Annotated in this window: 10 protein-coding genes; 5 read left to right on the top strand and 5 right to left on the bottom strand. The window is 43.4% G+C overall.

Features of this window, described 5'->3' with window-relative positions; all coding sequences use genetic code 11:
* A complete protein-coding gene (locus ACRD7P_RS01070; RefSeq protein ID WP_430905612.1) occupies positions 1-750 on the top strand; it encodes an NlpC/P60 family protein in 750 nt (249 codons plus the stop codon).
* 175 nt (positions 751-925) lie between these two features.
* On the opposite strand, the gene ACRD7P_RS01075 is transcribed toward ACRD7P_RS01070, so the two are convergent.
* On the bottom strand, positions 926-2,188 hold the full coding sequence (locus ACRD7P_RS01075; RefSeq protein WP_430905613.1) for a tetratricopeptide repeat protein: 1,263 nt from the start codon (positions 2,186-2,188) through the stop codon (positions 926-928).
* Between the two features lie 34 nt (positions 2,189-2,222).
* The gene (gyrA, locus tag ACRD7P_RS01080) at positions 2,223-4,757 is read right to left on the bottom strand and encodes a DNA gyrase subunit A (RefSeq protein WP_430905614.1); all 2,535 of its coding nucleotides are present in this window, start codon (positions 4,755-4,757) and stop codon (positions 2,223-2,225) included.
* Positions 4,758-5,014: 257 nt separating this feature from the next.
* Between gyrA and ACRD7P_RS01085 the strand changes: the two genes are divergently transcribed.
* Both ACRD7P_RS01085 and ACRD7P_RS01090 read left to right on the top strand, forming a co-directional pair.
* Positions 5,015-7,564: an ATP-dependent Clp protease ATP-binding subunit gene (locus ACRD7P_RS01085; RefSeq protein ID WP_430905616.1), complete on the top strand. Its 2,550-nt coding sequence runs from the start codon at positions 5,015-5,017 to the stop codon at positions 7,562-7,564.
* Between the two features lie 199 nt (positions 7,565-7,763).
* Complete coding sequence (locus tag ACRD7P_RS01090; RefSeq protein WP_430905617.1) at positions 7,764-8,165, top strand: STAS/SEC14 domain-containing protein; 402 nt, start codon at positions 7,764-7,766, stop codon at positions 8,163-8,165.
* Between the two features lie 131 nt (positions 8,166-8,296).
* On the opposite strand, the gene ACRD7P_RS01095 is transcribed toward ACRD7P_RS01090, so the two are convergent.
* Both ACRD7P_RS01095 and ACRD7P_RS01100 read right to left on the bottom strand, forming a co-directional pair.
* The gene (locus ACRD7P_RS01095; RefSeq protein ID WP_430905618.1) at positions 8,297-8,869 is read right to left on the bottom strand and encodes a hypothetical protein; all 573 of its coding nucleotides are present in this window, start codon (positions 8,867-8,869) and stop codon (positions 8,297-8,299) included.
* A 126-nt stretch (positions 8,870-8,995) separates the two neighbouring features.
* Positions 8,996-10,786 (bottom strand): Kelch repeat-containing protein, encoded by a 1,791-nt coding sequence (locus ACRD7P_RS01100; protein ID WP_430905619.1) that lies wholly within the window; start codon positions 10,784-10,786, stop codon positions 8,996-8,998.
* A gap of 203 nt (positions 10,787-10,989) precedes the next feature.
* Here ACRD7P_RS01100 and ACRD7P_RS01105 point away from each other — a divergent pair, with 203 nt between their 5' ends.
* Positions 10,990-11,574, top strand: a complete 585-nt coding sequence (locus tag ACRD7P_RS01105; RefSeq protein ID WP_430905620.1) for a hypothetical protein — start codon at positions 10,990-10,992, stop codon at positions 11,572-11,574.
* Positions 11,571-14,402: a CHAT domain-containing protein gene (locus tag ACRD7P_RS01110; RefSeq protein ID WP_430905621.1), complete on the top strand. Its 2,832-nt coding sequence runs from the start codon at positions 11,571-11,573 to the stop codon at positions 14,400-14,402. Before ACRD7P_RS01105 ends, ACRD7P_RS01110 begins: the two co-directional genes overlap by 4 nt.
* Here ACRD7P_RS01110 and ACRD7P_RS01115 read toward each other — a convergent pair.
* The gene (locus ACRD7P_RS01115; RefSeq protein ID WP_430905622.1) at positions 14,377-15,123 is read right to left on the bottom strand and encodes a tetratricopeptide repeat protein; all 747 of its coding nucleotides are present in this window, start codon (positions 15,121-15,123) and stop codon (positions 14,377-14,379) included. The genes ACRD7P_RS01110 and ACRD7P_RS01115 overlap by 26 nt on opposite strands.
* Positions 15,124-15,127 lie beyond the last annotated feature (4 nt).

Raw genomic sequence — 15,127 nt, forward strand, 5'->3', positions numbered from 1 at the left:
ATGCAATACGGTGTGTGTCCCCTAAGTTTGGTTTCTGTTCGTCTTACCGCAGATAACACTTCCGAAATGATGACCCAGTTACTTTATGGGGACCATTTTAAGGTATTGGAATCCCGAAAACACTTTAGCAGGATCAGAATTGCCTATGATGCTACGGAAGGCTGGGTCGACAACAATCAAATCGCCCTGGTCGACGAAAGTACTTACCATGAAATCGATACCTTATCCGCTGCCTTTTCCAACGACTTGGTCGCCGCGGTAACGAACGCGAAAAACGCTTTGATACCCGTTTTGCTAGGTGCAACGGTTTCCAACGCCCCTTTGTTGGGCCATACCTTTGAAGGAAATGTGGTAAGCAGCCGACAGGCCAAACCCGAATTGCTTAAAACAGCAATGTATTATTTGGACGCCCCATATCTTTTTGGGGGGAAAACACCTTTTGGAATCGATGCTTCCGGCTTTACACAAATGATCTATAAAATTAACGGCTATTCCCTTTCCCGTTCCGCGGCGCAACAGGCAACACAGGGAGATGCGTTGAGTTTTATCGAGGAGAGTGAAGCCGGGGACCTTGCCTTTTTTGACAATTCGGAAGGAACGATCGACCATGTGGGAATTATTATGGAAGACAATTATATCATCCACGTGAACGGTAAAGTACGGATCGACCGCATCGACCATACCGGAATTTTCAACGCTGAGCGCGGTATTTATAGCCACCAACTTCGGGTCATCAAAAAACTGATATGACCCTTCCTTGCAAAGTAAAGTAGCGTTTGCGCATACCCAAAAAGCAACTTAGGCTTTAGCTAACCAACGTTTCCCATTGGAACGGTATGGGTAATATGAAACACGAAAACCTTTGGGCACAAAAAAACCCTATGGTACATGACCATAGGGTTTTTTAGCTGAAAAGGGAATAGTTTTATTCCCCTAACAACTTTTTGATTCTCATAAAATTGTCATTGTCGCCCATGGCGCCATAAATATTCTTCAACTGCGTAAGAATACTGGTATTCTCGGGACTCGCCTTAAGGGCATCCTCTAGGATTTTGGCACCTTCTTGGAACAGTTCGTCCTTTTTAACTTTTAACTCGTCATAACGGGCAATATCCGCTCTGGAGTTCCCCAAGGTATTCATTTCGTCAATCAGACCGTTCCCCTCGTTCACATAGGTTGTGGAAAGGTTCAGCTGCGCATTGGTATAGTTCGGATCGATTTCCAAGGCCTTAAGGTAGGCCGTTCTGGCCTCTTCCAATTCACCTTGCTCCATGGCGATTACCCCAATATTGTAGTGAAGGTCGGCATTGTCCGGTGCCATAGTAGCGGCTTCGGCCATCAATTCCTTGAACTTTTCCTTATCGCCCATGGTATAGTATAGGTTGGCTTCGCTCAACACCAAATTCACATCGTCCGGATTGTCCGCCCGGGCGGTCTTAAATGCTTCGATAGCCTTATCGTTCTGTCCCAACTGGGTGTAGATCAGCGCAACGTTCTTGATAATTTCCGACTTTTTGGAAGGTACGGTCTCATCTATGGGATCGCTGTGGGTTCCGGCCTTGATCATCAGCTCTCGCTGTGTTTTGTCCATCTCCTCTACTTCTCCGGAAGCAACATTGGTCGCTTTATAGACCGTTCCGCTACCATCGTATCCTACCTCGATCAACTCGTTGTAGTACTTTAGGGAGCTTTCATAATTTCCGCCCTGTACCGCACTATTGGCGGCAAAATACAGATAAGAGGTATCTTTAGGACTTATTTTATAACTGAGATATAATTTTTCCGCGGCCGCATCAAAATTTTTCTTCGCGTTATCCTCCACCGCTGCGTTGACCAAATCGGCGGTCATGGCCTGCATGGATTGGGTAACCTCATCGGTATACTTCTTCTTTCCGCTTTTTTCCTCTACCTCCAAAAGGCTTTGAAAGGCAGCTACGGATTCCTGATAGGCGTTCGCTTCCCCTTTCTTTGCCAAATCGGCATATGCCTTGCCCTTAAGGTAATAGTATTGGGCCTGTAGCTTGGCATCGGCACCGGAAATAGCACCTGCGGCCCCTTCCAAGGCAGTTTTGGCCGCGGCGGCATCTCCACCTTTAAGGGCTTTATCCGCTGCCTTTATCTCATTTTTTTGAGCAAAACCCGCCAAGGTAAAGCACATCGTAACAAGCATTAAAATTCTAGTTCTCATTTTTCCTGTTATTATAAATTAGTGTTATTGATTATTATTCTTTTGTTTCTTCCGTACCCTCATTATCAAGAGCCGTGCCATCTTCAGTTTTTACTTCGATGTCGTTTAAGTCAACCTCTTCCAAAGTATCCTCATCTTTCATTACTTTGGCGACCGCCGCAATGGAATCGTCCCCTTTAATGTTAATCAGCCGTACCCCTTGCGTGGCCCTGCCCATAACGCGAAGATCTTCAACGCTCATTCGAATGGCGATGCCCGATTTATTGATGATCATCAGATCATCGGAGTCCGATACGTTTTTAATGGCTACCAAACCTCCCGTCTTATCGGTTACCGATATGGTTTTTACACCTTTACCGCCCCTATTGGTAATACGGTAATCGTCTAGGCTCGAACGCTTTCCGTATCCATTTTCGGACACGACCAAAATATCGTCCTCAAAATTGTGTACCGAAACCATTCCGATCACTTCGTCCTGCTCGTTGGCCAGGGTAATACCGCGTACCCCGGATGCGTTACGGCCCATCGGGCGTGTCTTACCTTCCTCGAACCGGATTGCCTTTCCGGATTTCAATCCTAAGAAAATCTGACTGGTACCAGTGGTCAATTTTGCCTCAAGGAGCTCGTCCCCGTCCCGCACGCCAATGGCATTGATCCCATTTTGACGTGGACGCGAGTATTGCTCCAAAGAGGTTTTCTTCACCACCCCTTTTCGGGTCGCCATAATCACAAAATGGCTATTTACGTATTCCTCGTCCTTAAGGTCTTGGGTACAAATGAACGCTTTTACCGTATCGTCCTGTTCAATGTTGATCAGGTTTTGTATCGCCCTTCCTTTGGAAGTTCTGCTTCCTTCCGGAATTTCATAGACCCGCATCCAAAAACATTTCCCTTTCTGGGTAAAAAAGAGCATGTATTGGTGGTTGGTTCCCACGAAAAGGTGTTCGAGAAAATCTTCGTTTCGGGTGCTGGACGCTTTTTGTCCGACCCCTCCCCTATTTTGGGTCTTGTATTCGGTGAGTGGGGTCCGTTTGATATAACCGGCGTGCGAAATGGTAATGACCACTTGCTCATTGGGGATCATGTCCTCAATACTCAAGTCGCCACCCGCAAAGTTGATTTCGGACCGTCTTTCGTCACCATACTTTTCTTTGACCTCAGCAAGTTCATTTTTTATGATTTCCATGCGTCGTTCCTTTTTGTCAAGAATGTCCTTCAGGTCCGCAATGGTCTTTATAATTTCATCGTACTCGGCCCTTAGCTTATCCTGCTCCAGACCGGTAAGCTGCCGCAAACGCATTTCTACAATGGCTTTCGCCTGAATTTCGGATAGCTTAAAGCGCTCCATCAACTTCTCCCGCGCCTCTTCCGCATTTGAGGAGGCCCTAATGATGGCGATCACTTCGTCAATATTGTCGGAGGCGATGATCAAGCCCTCTAAAATATGGGCGCGATCTTCCGCTTTTTTCAATTCGTATTTGGTACGCCTGACCACCACCTCATGCCGGTGTTCCACAAAGTGATGGATCATCTCCTTCACGTTAAGGAGTTGGGGCCTACCTTTCACTAGGGCAATGTTGTTGACACTGAAAGACGATTGCAGCGCCGTATACTTGTACAGCATGTTCAGCACAATATTGGGGATGCTATCGCGCTTTAAAATATAAACGATACGCATTCCCTTCCGGTCCGATTCGTCCCGTATGCTTGAAATACCCTCGATCTTTTTATCGTTGATCAGATCGGCCGTTTTCTTGATCATGTCGGCCTTGTTCACCTGGTATGGAATTTCGGTAACGATAATACATTCCCTTCCCTGAACCTCTTCTATGATCGCCTTGCCCCGCATGACCACACGGCCACGACCGGTATGAAAAGCCTCTTTTACGCCTTCATAACCATAAATAATACCTCCCGTAGGAAAATCGGGCGCTTTTATATGGGTGATCAGTTCATCTATCTCGATATCGTTGTTGTCGATGTAGGCAACCGTACCGTCTACCACCTCCGATAAATTATGGGGAGGCATATTGGTCGCCATACCTACGGCGATACCCGATGCACCGTTCACCAAAAGGTTGGGCACCCTGGTCGGAAGTACCGTGGGCTCTTCCAACGAGTCGTCAAAATTTAATTGATGGTCTACCGTGTCCTTATCGATATCCGCCAACATGTCATCCGCAATCTTTCGCATTCTAGCCTCGGTATACCGCATTGCGGCAGGACTATCGCCATCTACCGAACCAAAGTTTCCCTGTCCGTCGACCAGCATGTAGCGCAAACTCCATTCTTGGGCCATACGCACCATGGTATCATATACGGAGGTATCCCCGTGCGGGTGATACTTACCAAGGACCTCTCCCACGATACGGGCAGATTTCTTGTGTGAACTGTTGGACCGGACACCCAGTTCGTGCATGCCATAGAGCACCCTTCTGTGAACCGGTTTTAGACCGTCACGCACATCTGGTAGCGCACGTGACACAATGACCGACATTGAATAATCAATGTAGGCCGATTTCATCTCATCTTCAATATTGATAGGAATCAGTTTTTCTCCTTCAGCCATTTGAAAATCTTAGTGTTTATAAGTGTTAAAAAGCATGCCAATATAAGCAAAATCATACCTTTCAAAGCATTTCCAAATTGTTTTATTCAATAATTTATCAACACCACAACACGGGTCCGAACGGCCTCTTCAAGCTGTTAAATATTTGAGAAAGCGGCGCTTTTTTCGTCATTTCCCACTACTTTATCGAATATGGGTACAGTATTTGCCATAGATTGAAGTAGTTTTACTAATTTTATACATAACAAGTATAGTTTATGGACGATAATTTTTCACCCCGAGTAAAAGACGTAATTGCATATAGTAAGGAAGAGGCGCTCCGCCTAGGTCATGACTTTATTGGCACGGAACACTTGATGCTAGGACTTTTGCGCGATGGAAACGGTAAGGCGATCAGTATTTTGGACGCCATGGATGTCGATTTGGACCACTTGCGGAGAAAAGTGGAAATATTGAGTCCTTCAAACCCAAGCTCGAACAGCATTCAAAAAGATAAAAAGAACCTGCATTTGACCCGGCAGGCGGAACGGGCCCTGAAGACCACTTTTTTAGAGGCCAAACTATTCCAAAGTTCCTCCATCAATACGGCACATTTGTTATTGTGCATCCTGAGGAACGAAAACGACCCTACCACAAAATTGCTCCACAAACTAAAGGTGGATTATGATGGGGTAAAGGAACAGTTTAAGTTCATGATCACCAGTGACGATGAAATCGTAGATGGACCAACATCGGAATCCTTCCCGAACGAACCTGAAGATGTTGGCGAAGGAAAGGATGGCGGTTTTGGATCTGGTGGCAACCAAAAGGGAAACAAAAAGTCCAAAACACCCGTATTGGACAACTTCGGCAGGGACCTTACCCGAATGGCCGAAGAAAACCGTTTGGATCCCGTAGTAGGTCGCGAAAAGGAGATCGAGCGCGTATCGCAGATCTTGAGCCGACGAAAAAAGAACAATCCGTTGCTGATAGGAGAACCCGGTGTCGGTAAAAGTGCCATTGCGGAAGGGCTTGCCCTCAGAATCATCAATAAAAAAGTTTCGCGGATACTTTATAACAAAAGGGTAGTAACCTTAGATCTGGCCTCTTTGGTCGCCGGTACAAAATATCGCGGTCAGTTCGAAGAACGGATGAAGGCCGTAATGAACGAACTGGAAAAGAACGACGACGTTATCCTGTTCATTGACGAAATACACACGATAGTCGGTGCAGGTGGTGCTACCGGAAGCCTTGATGCTTCCAACATGTTCAAACCTGCCTTGGCAAGGGGCGAGATACAATGTATCGGAGCGACTACCTTGGACGAGTACCGCCAGTATATTGAAAAGGACGGTGCATTGGAACGTCGTTTCCAAAAAGTGATCGTAGAACCTACGAGCGTAGAGCAAACTATTGAAATCCTTCAGAACATCAAAGGAAAATATGAGGACCACCATAACGTCAGCTATACGGACGAGGCCATTGTTGCCTGCGTAAAACTGACAAACCGTTATATGACCGATCGGTTTTTACCGGACAAGGCCATCGATGCCCTGGACGAGGCCGGATCTCGGGTGCATATCGTCAATATGGACGTGCCCAAGCAAATTCTTGAACTCGAAAAACAGTTGGAAGATGTTCGGGAATTAAAGAACAGCGTGGTCAAAAAACAGAAATACGAGGAGGCCGCAAAACTTCGTGATGACGAAAAGCGGTTGGAAAAAGAACTCGCCATCGCCCAAGAAAAATGGGAGGAAGAAAGCAAATTGCACAAAGAGACCGTTTCGGAGGACAATGTGGCAGATGTCGTTTCCATGATGAGCGGTATTCCGGTAAACCGTATTGCCCAAACGGAAAGCAATAAGTTAGCGGAATTGCCCGAATTGATAAAGGGCAACGTCATCGGACAGGATGAGGCAGTCGCAAAAGTAGCGAAAGCCATACAGCGAAACCGAGCCGGATTGAAAGATCCGAACAAACCCATCGGTTCCTTTATATTTTTAGGTCAGACCGGTGTCGGTAAAACACAATTGGCCAAAATATTGGCCAAAGAACTTTTCGATTCGGAAGATGCGCTCATCCGTATCGACATGAGCGAATACATGGAAAAATTTGCTATCTCCCGTTTGGTAGGGGCACCTCCAGGATATGTAGGATACGAAGAAGGTGGGCAGCTTACCGAAAAGGTACGGCGCAAACCGTATTCCGTTATTTTACTGGACGAGGTAGAAAAAGCCCATCCCGATGTGTTCAACATGCTGCTCCAAGTACTTGACGATGGCTACCTTACCGACAGTTTGGGACGCAAAATCGATTTTAGGAACAGCATTATCATCATGACCTCCAATATTGGGGCACGACAAGTGAAAGATTTTGGTGCGGGTGTCGGTTTTGGCACTTCCGCAAAACTTTCACAGGCAGATGCCAATCAAAAGAGTGTGATCGAGAATGCATTAAAAAAAGCGTTTGCCCCGGAGTTTTTGAACCGGATCGATGATGTGGTAGTGTTCAACGCCCTTGAAAAAGAGGACATCCACAAGATTATCGATATCGAACTCAGTAAATTGTTCGATAGGATCAAGGATATCGGCTACACCCTTACCCTAACGGATACCGCCAAGGATTACATCGCCGAAAAAGGGTTTGATAAGCAATATGGTGCGCGTCCGTTAAAGCGGGCGATCCAAAAGTACATCGAGGATGCCCTGGCCGAGGAAATCGTAAATTCCAAACTGGAAGAAGGCGATAGCATCCATATGGATCTCGATACCAAAAAAGAGGAACTTACCATAAAGATCAAGAAAGCGGAAAAGTCTCCGAAAGCCTGACATTTGGTAAGAAAATAGTTTAAAAAGGCCGTTTTAAACGGCCTTTTTTTATGCGGTGATGTCCGCACTATCCAAAACCACCATGTAAGTTCCATCAAGGGGTAGCAGTATAAACGATATTTACGCTTTTAATCTATTTTTTTACCCTAACAACGAGCATACCGCTACTTTCGTCTCGAGACATTATAAATAACATAGCATGAAAGTGGGAAAATCCAATAAGAAGATTACCGTTAGGGAATATCAATTGGAAATAGGGAAAATTCAAGTATATGAAAATTACATGGTATCCATTTTTGACGAAGGCTCTACGCTGACCTTGGAACGGGCATATCAGATTATTGGCATATCGGAAATACACTATCGCAATAAAGACTTCGGTTTTATCAGCCTCCGGAAAAATTCTTCGGCCATTGATCCGACCATATACGGTTATTTGCGGGAGTTAAAGAATTTAAAGGCCTTTGCCATCGTATCCCGCAAGGAAATGGATATGCACAATTTTAAGATCGAGAAATTGTTCTATAAAAAACCCATGAAATTTTTCATCGACTATGAAAATGCCTTGGCATGGGTAAAACGTAGGGTGAAGGGCAAGTAAGAAGAATTGTTTCGTATGGATACTATTTTGTAACTAAAAATAGAGAAGGTACAAAACCATAGTTCAAAATTGAAAAGCGGGAGAAAATTCTCCCGCTCCATTTGTTGACATTACATCTACCAACGGTAAACTCAATCCCTAAGTCCAAAATACTCCGCTACTTGTTCAAAGTCATTGATATCGATTCCTTGGGACTTCATTCGTGAAAGAACGGCAGCACCCCCAGTTTTACCCGTTTGTTCGGAAGAAGACGCTATCAAAACCACTTTCACCTCGGAAAAAGTTCCCGCGATTACGTTGAAAAGAGAACTAGAAGCACGATCATAGGCGTAGACATTAAGCTCACCTACGCCAAACTCTACCTCAAACAAAACATTAATGCTTACTCCTGGAATCGGGTAGTAAAAGTCGCCTCTTTTGATATATGTCAGCACTGCATTGTTTTTCAAGACCGCTTCGGTCAATTGCTCTAAGGGAATCGCAAAATTGCTTCCTGTGAATATTGAAGCGTCGAAGGTATAGGTGCTTACATTGGCATTCCCATCTTCCCCATCGGTACCATCTTGCCCATCGAGACCTCGCTCTCCTTGTGCCCCTGTTGCCCCCATAGCGCCATCTTCACCATCTTCACCGGTACATGCGGCCAAGAACAATACCATAAAGATAGATAGTAGGAACCTTGCTTTTTTAAATACATTTTTCATAATCAAAAGTTTTAATAGTTATTATTTTTCCCTTTGTCCCCATCACCTTTCAAAGGGTTAACACCATCTGTTAAAAAAAGTACTTTCTCTGGAAAAAGGCCTTTTTCCGTAGTATTCAACGTAAACTCATTCTATTGCCCAAACAGTGTTCGTATCATCGGAATCGTCCGTCCAACCTCCAATGATATACAGTTTATTTTCTAGAGTACCGATGGAATGCCCACTAATCGGCGTTATCCCTGTATTTTCAGTTGCCTTTTTCCATGTTTTTCCGTTGGTACTGTACCAAGCATCTTTTTCCGAAGCTCCCGAACGCTTTCCGCCACCAACAAGCCACATTTTGTTTTTAAAAACAATTTCCTGTTGGCCATAACGATTACCAAATGGGGCCTTTGAATTCTCAAGATACCAATGGAACCCATCTGAACTACTATATACCTCGCTATCATCAAGACCACCGATGACCCACATCTTATTTTGGAAAGCGAGGGACCGATGGTGACTCTTCGCTTGGTTAAAGGCATTCTCGGTGGCCATTGTCCAATGGGATCCATCACTAGAATACCAAACATCATTTAAACGTAATTCGCCATCATTTCCGGCAATCACCCACAATTTACGATCAAAAACCATGGTAACATGGTTGCTTCTAGGACCAAAGGCGGCATTAGAAGTGGCCAAGTTCCACTCGTAACCGTTGGCACTATACCAGACATCGGCAAGCCCATCGGAATCATCTGCACCCCCAATGACCCATATTTTATTATCGTACACCGTGGCCGTATGCAATGAACGTTTCGAAAATGGGGCACTGCTCGTCATTTCTTCCCAATTAACGCCGTCTAAACTGGACCAAACATCGTTTAAAAGCCCTGTGTTTTTTTGGCCTCCAATAATCCATAACCGATCATTGAAAGTGAATGAAGTATGTCCGCCACGGCCGGTAAAACTTGCCGCTTCGGTTACGATTTTGGCAGGGAAATCCGGCAAATCACAACAAAGGGTATCCGGATATCCCTTCGGAATCGGTATGGCGCGTACATTGTTCGTTTCATCGCATTCTTCAACGGCATCCTGCCAATCGGCCTGTAACAATAAAAAGGAATATCTTTCGGGTACCGTACCACCATTTAGTGTAGCACCAAAGGTTTCCGTTGTAGTTTGGCCCGCGGTAAGGTTCCCAAAAACAATTCCGCCCGCGGCCGCATCGCTAGCATCGACCAAATCATCTTCGCTTAACCAGCCCTGAACATTGCCGGTACCGTTCGCAGTACCCAAATTTTTAATCTCGGCCCGCCAAGCTATCTGATAGTTCGTCGAAACCGAATCGGGACACAGCAACTGCCCTTTAGTAATTGTAAAATCCGGTAAACCTCCTTCACAACAAGAGGCGTTTTCGTAGTTTTCGGGAATCGATATGGCAAAAACGTTGTTCGATTCATCACATTCATCCGTTTCTTGTCGATGATCGACCTGGAGCAACAAGTACTTTTTATCGATCAAAATCGGATCGCTCGGGTCTCCAGCACCAAAATCACCGGTGAATTCGTTGCAAGGCTCAAGAATACCTAGGGCAACACCTCCCGCCGGGGTATCGTTGGCATCTATCAGTAAATCATCGCTCAACCAAGCCTGAATACTTCTCGCATCACCCATGTATCCGGTATTGCGAACCGTGTAGCGCCAACCAATCTGATAATTTGAATGAATGGAATCTTTACATAGTATAGCCCCGTTAATAATTTCAAAATCGGGTCGTTCCCCATCGCAAACAATAGTACAATCAGCGGGTTCTCCATCGGGATTGCCCGTTACATCGTCCAGGTAATCACAACCGATGGTCAGAATTGCTACGATTATTGGTAAAAAAAATCTTTTCGTGACGTGTAGTCTAGGAAATTTTGTTGTTGTTCTCATTTTAAAAGGTTTTAGATTACCCCTTGGTCAACCCTGACGATAATAAGGTTAACAATGAAAACGTAAATAATAGCCTATATCAAAACGATATCATATGACGAATCAAGAAAATACCTATTTTTAGAAAAGTGAGAACCATAGTCGTGTTAACCTATCTAAAAGATATCAAGACATATTGAAAAATAACCAAAACTAAAAAAATTATGAAAACGATTAAATTGTCGGCCCTTCTATATTTGACCTTTTTAGTCTGTAGTTGTGTACCAACAGTAGATTTTACCCTGGCACAGGAACAAGTACGTATTTACGAGGAATTTCAAAAAATGGACCGTCAAGATAGTACTGATGAAGCTTCGGTGGAACCTTTTGCCATTCAGATAGACGCTATTCAAGAGTGCAAACCTTGTACGGATACATACACGGCTAGTTGTAACCCAAAGACAACCTACAATAATTTAAATATTGAAAGGATAAAGGAAGTCTATTGTAAAAGTTTATACCAAAAGCGTCCCATCATCGGTGGTTGTGGTTCGTCGACCTGCAGAGGTTTAGGAAAAGTAATCAATCTTATTTATCCAATCCCTTTTGAGAAAATCCAACTTACAGACAGCGAAGGGCAAACTACTATACTTCCATTTGAAAAGAAAGATGGTGCCTACCGGATTGCCTTTCCCGAAACAGGGAATTTTAAAATGGAACTGATAAAAGGTGATGAATCAGAGGAATTGAACATTATGATAAGAAAACTTGGTTTATTCCCGTCCAAAAAATTTAACCTTAAAAAGTGAGAACGTTTCCAATCACATTATTGGCGTTCCTTTTTTTGAGCCCATTGTTTTCGCAAAACAAAGGTGACGATACGCTCAGCCAACTTTCCGATAAGGCCGAAGGCTTTGTCTTTACCAACAAGGATAGCGCTTATTACTATTTTGACAGGGCAATAACGCTATCCAAAAAACAGGACCGAAAAGATATTACTCTTTCTTTATATGATTATTTGGTGTATACCACAACGTATTATTTTGATTGGTCGGAGTATTCCAAGCAACTGAAGCTCTTTGAAACGGAAGTCAGTAACGCCTCGTCCTCTATGAGCGATTTGGAATATTATCAAAACAGTGTTATTCTTTTTTATGGCAACTATTACTTTGATCTTAAGCAGTACGGTAAGGCAAAATTATACTTCGAGAAAATCTTTAAACAGCTTAGCTCTATTCCAGAAGATGATTTAAGTGATGATCAAATAAGCGCTTTTTTAAGCAGTCTTGATTTTTTGGGATTGATCAACAAAAACAAAGGACAGTACGAAAGGGCCAAAATCTTCTTCGAAAAACAGATTAGACTCTGCCAGAAAAGAGAACAAAAAAACGTAGAAATTGCAACCTTTAAGGTAAAATCCATGATGGTCTTGGCCGATTTGCTGATCAAGCAGGAACAATATGAAAAGGCCCAAAATATTCTGGAAGATTGTGTCGTCTATTACGAAACGAAAGCAACTGCTGGGGGTAGAAATTCTTTGATAGTTTCTTATTTGAACTTATCAGAATTGTACCTTAAAAAAGGAAACCATAATCGGGCACTATTGGTTTTAGATAAGATTAAAAATCTTACCGGAATTAAATTTCCATTCCAAAAAAGGGCCGATCTCAATCGGTCAGAAATTTTCATCGAAAAAAAACAGTTTTCAAAATCTAAGGTATTATTAGATCAAATCTTAAAAACAACGATTGCCATTCATCAAAAAGACAGGCACAAGGACATTGCCGATATCTATTTAAAATTAGGTGATTTAGCACGTTCACAAAAAAACGTCCCCATAGCGCTGGACCACTACCAAAACGCTTTGATAGCCGCATCAAATGGGTTTAAATCCAAGAAATGGGATGAAAATCCTACGCCCACCGACGTCTTTTCAAAAATACAGCTGCTCACGATCTTAAGAAAAAAAATAGAAGCAATAAACGCGATTACCGAACGGGAACAAGCACAGAAGAAACTGCAGGCCAATGATAAAACCGCTCAAACCATCATTGCAACCTTGGATGCGATTCGACCAGAATTTGAAAGTAAAATAGACAAACAGTTTTTGTTGGCACAGACCTATCCCACTTTTCATGAAATGATAGATGCCGCCTACAAGGCCTACAAGAGTACCAAGGAGCAGAAATATTTGGAAAATGCTTTTCTATATATGGAAAAAAGTAAGGGTATTCTCTTATTGGAATCAGTTAAAAATGCTGAAGCAAACGCTTTTGGAGCAATCCCGAACGCCACATTGGAAAAGGAACTTCACTACAGGGCCTATATCACCAATATCGAAAAAAAACAGGCCACATCGCAAAAAGCTTCAAGCGCTATACTTGATGATTCCCTTTTCAACATAAAAAACAAGTATCATGAATTTTTAAAAGGGCTGAAAGAAAAATTCCCGGCCTATTATCATTTAAAGTACGACACTAAAACGATAAATATCGGAGAACTGCAGTCATACTTGAGTACCAATGAATCGGTAATCTCTTTTCACCAAACAGAGAATACGCTTTACGTAATTTTGGTTGACAAATCCCAAACGCATTTTTTAAAACTTCCATTTTCAACCAAAACCAGGGAAAATATAAAAGCATTTTACAAATTGCTCTCAAAACCCACATCTGCAAATGAACATGAAATACACCTAATTGGAAACCGATTATATGCCGAGTTAGTAGCGCCTTGGATAGATAAGACCAAAACGGGACAAATTACAATTATCGCCGATGGCTTGCTGCATTACATTCCTTTTGGAACCTTGACCGATGGAGCGGGACCAAACAAGTACCTCTTGCACAAAGTTGATATCGCCTATGCCGGTTCGGCAACCATTTTATGTTCAAGTAAATCCAAAAGATATGAGGTTAAAAAAGGACTTTTGGCGATTGCCCCTACTTTCGCTCCCAACACAGGTTTCAACCAATTGCCTTTTGCCCAAAAGGAAGTAAAATCGATAACGGAGTCGTTTGCGGGCAAAACAGTCTTAGGGAACGAGGCATCCCTAACGAACTTCTTAAACATCAAAGACGATTTTTCCATTTTTCACTTTGCCACACATGCCATAGTGGATGACAACGCACCGGACTTTTCATATTTGGCTTTTAGTACTGGTCAAAAAGCAGAAAACCGTTTGTACATTAAGGACCTTTATAACATCAGATTAGATGCTATAATGGTAACCCTCAGTGCCTGCGAAACCGGAGTCGGAAAACTTCTAAAAGGCGAAGGAATGCTAAGTCTCGCGCGTGGTTTTCAGTATGCGGGAGTCAATAGTTTAACGACTTCCCTTTGGAAAAACGACGACCAGGCCACTAGCGAACTCATGGGCTACTACTACGAACATCTGAGTAATGGCCATTCAAAATCAAAAGCCCTTCAAAAAGCAAAACTCGAATATCTCGAGAGTACCGAGGAAGAAGAGCTAAAACACCCCTACTATTGGGCCGGTTTTGTAGTCTTGGGAAATAACTCACCCATATCGGAGAAACCAACTTCTCCATGGATATATTTTGGAATCGGACTGATCGGGGTGGGAATCTTAGGATTCGGATACAAAAAAGTTAAAGCGCATCAAGCAGCCGCTTAGCATCCTCCGCTTTGTATGCTTTAGTTTCCACTACCCTTTGAAGTGCTGCTTTTGCCTTATCCGCATCTTTTAACTGTAGGTAGGCCATAGCCAAATACCAATTTGATTTATCGCTCAATGCATCTTTCGTTTTCAAGTGTTCTTTTAACAAGGGAACAGCTTCACTTGCTTTATTAATTTGGATAAGGGCATTAGCTTTATAAAAAAGATAATACGGCTCTTTATCGGATGCATATAATTGTGTAAAAAGAGAAATGGCCTTATTAAAGTCTCCCTTCCCATAAGCCGAAAACGCCTGCGTTTTGGAATCGACCATGGCATCCCCTCTCGTTACGGGATGTGTTACGTTACGGTAGGGAACAAAGTTTTGGGCAAACAAATCGGTGGTATCGGCAGTATTATCCTGAAAAAACCAATAGCTTAACCCCAGCAACACCAACAAGGAAGCGGCTACAAGCCATTGTATTGGAAGCCTACTGTTCTTTTGAGTTTTAGGTATCGGTTTAACCCGTTCTTTTGCCCGAGCTTCCGCTTCAAATTCGGAAAGCATCTCCATGAAATCGTCATCCTCGTTGGCTACTATCGCCCGTTTTACATCGGTTTGAAATTCGACCTCCTTCTTAAATTCGGCATCGGTGTCCAACATTTCCTTAAACACCGACAACTCCGCAGGTGCTAGCTTGTCCTGTAAGTATTTTACCAAAAGCGTTTCTTTATCCATAATA

Origin of the sequence: Maribacter sp. 2-571, from assembly GCF_050589625.1 — a bacterium.
Taxonomy (GTDB): Bacteria; Bacteroidota; Bacteroidia; order Flavobacteriales; family Flavobacteriaceae; genus Pelagihabitans.

Coding starts and splice junctions, on each gene's coding strand:
- ACRD7P_RS01070 (WP_430905612.1), top strand. CDS start 1: ATGCAATACGGTGTGTGTCCCCTAAGTTTGGTTTCTGTTCGTCTTACC.
- ACRD7P_RS01075 (WP_430905613.1), bottom strand. CDS start 2,188: ATGAGAACTAGAATTTTAATGCTTGTTACGATGTGCTTTACCTTGGCG.
- gyrA (WP_430905614.1), bottom strand. CDS start 4,757: ATGGCTGAAGGAGAAAAACTGATTCCTATCAATATTGAAGATGAGATG.
- ACRD7P_RS01085 (WP_430905616.1), top strand. CDS start 5,015: ATGGACGATAATTTTTCACCCCGAGTAAAAGACGTAATTGCATATAGT.
- ACRD7P_RS01090 (WP_430905617.1), top strand. CDS start 7,764: ATGAAAGTGGGAAAATCCAATAAGAAGATTACCGTTAGGGAATATCAA.
- ACRD7P_RS01095 (WP_430905618.1), bottom strand. CDS start 8,869: ATGAAAAATGTATTTAAAAAAGCAAGGTTCCTACTATCTATCTTTATG.
- ACRD7P_RS01100 (WP_430905619.1), bottom strand. CDS start 10,786: ATGAGAACAACAACAAAATTTCCTAGACTACACGTCACGAAAAGATTT.
- ACRD7P_RS01105 (WP_430905620.1), top strand. CDS start 10,990: ATGAAAACGATTAAATTGTCGGCCCTTCTATATTTGACCTTTTTAGTC.
- ACRD7P_RS01115 (WP_430905622.1), bottom strand. CDS start 15,123: ATGGATAAAGAAACGCTTTTGGTAAAATACTTACAGGACAAGCTAGCA.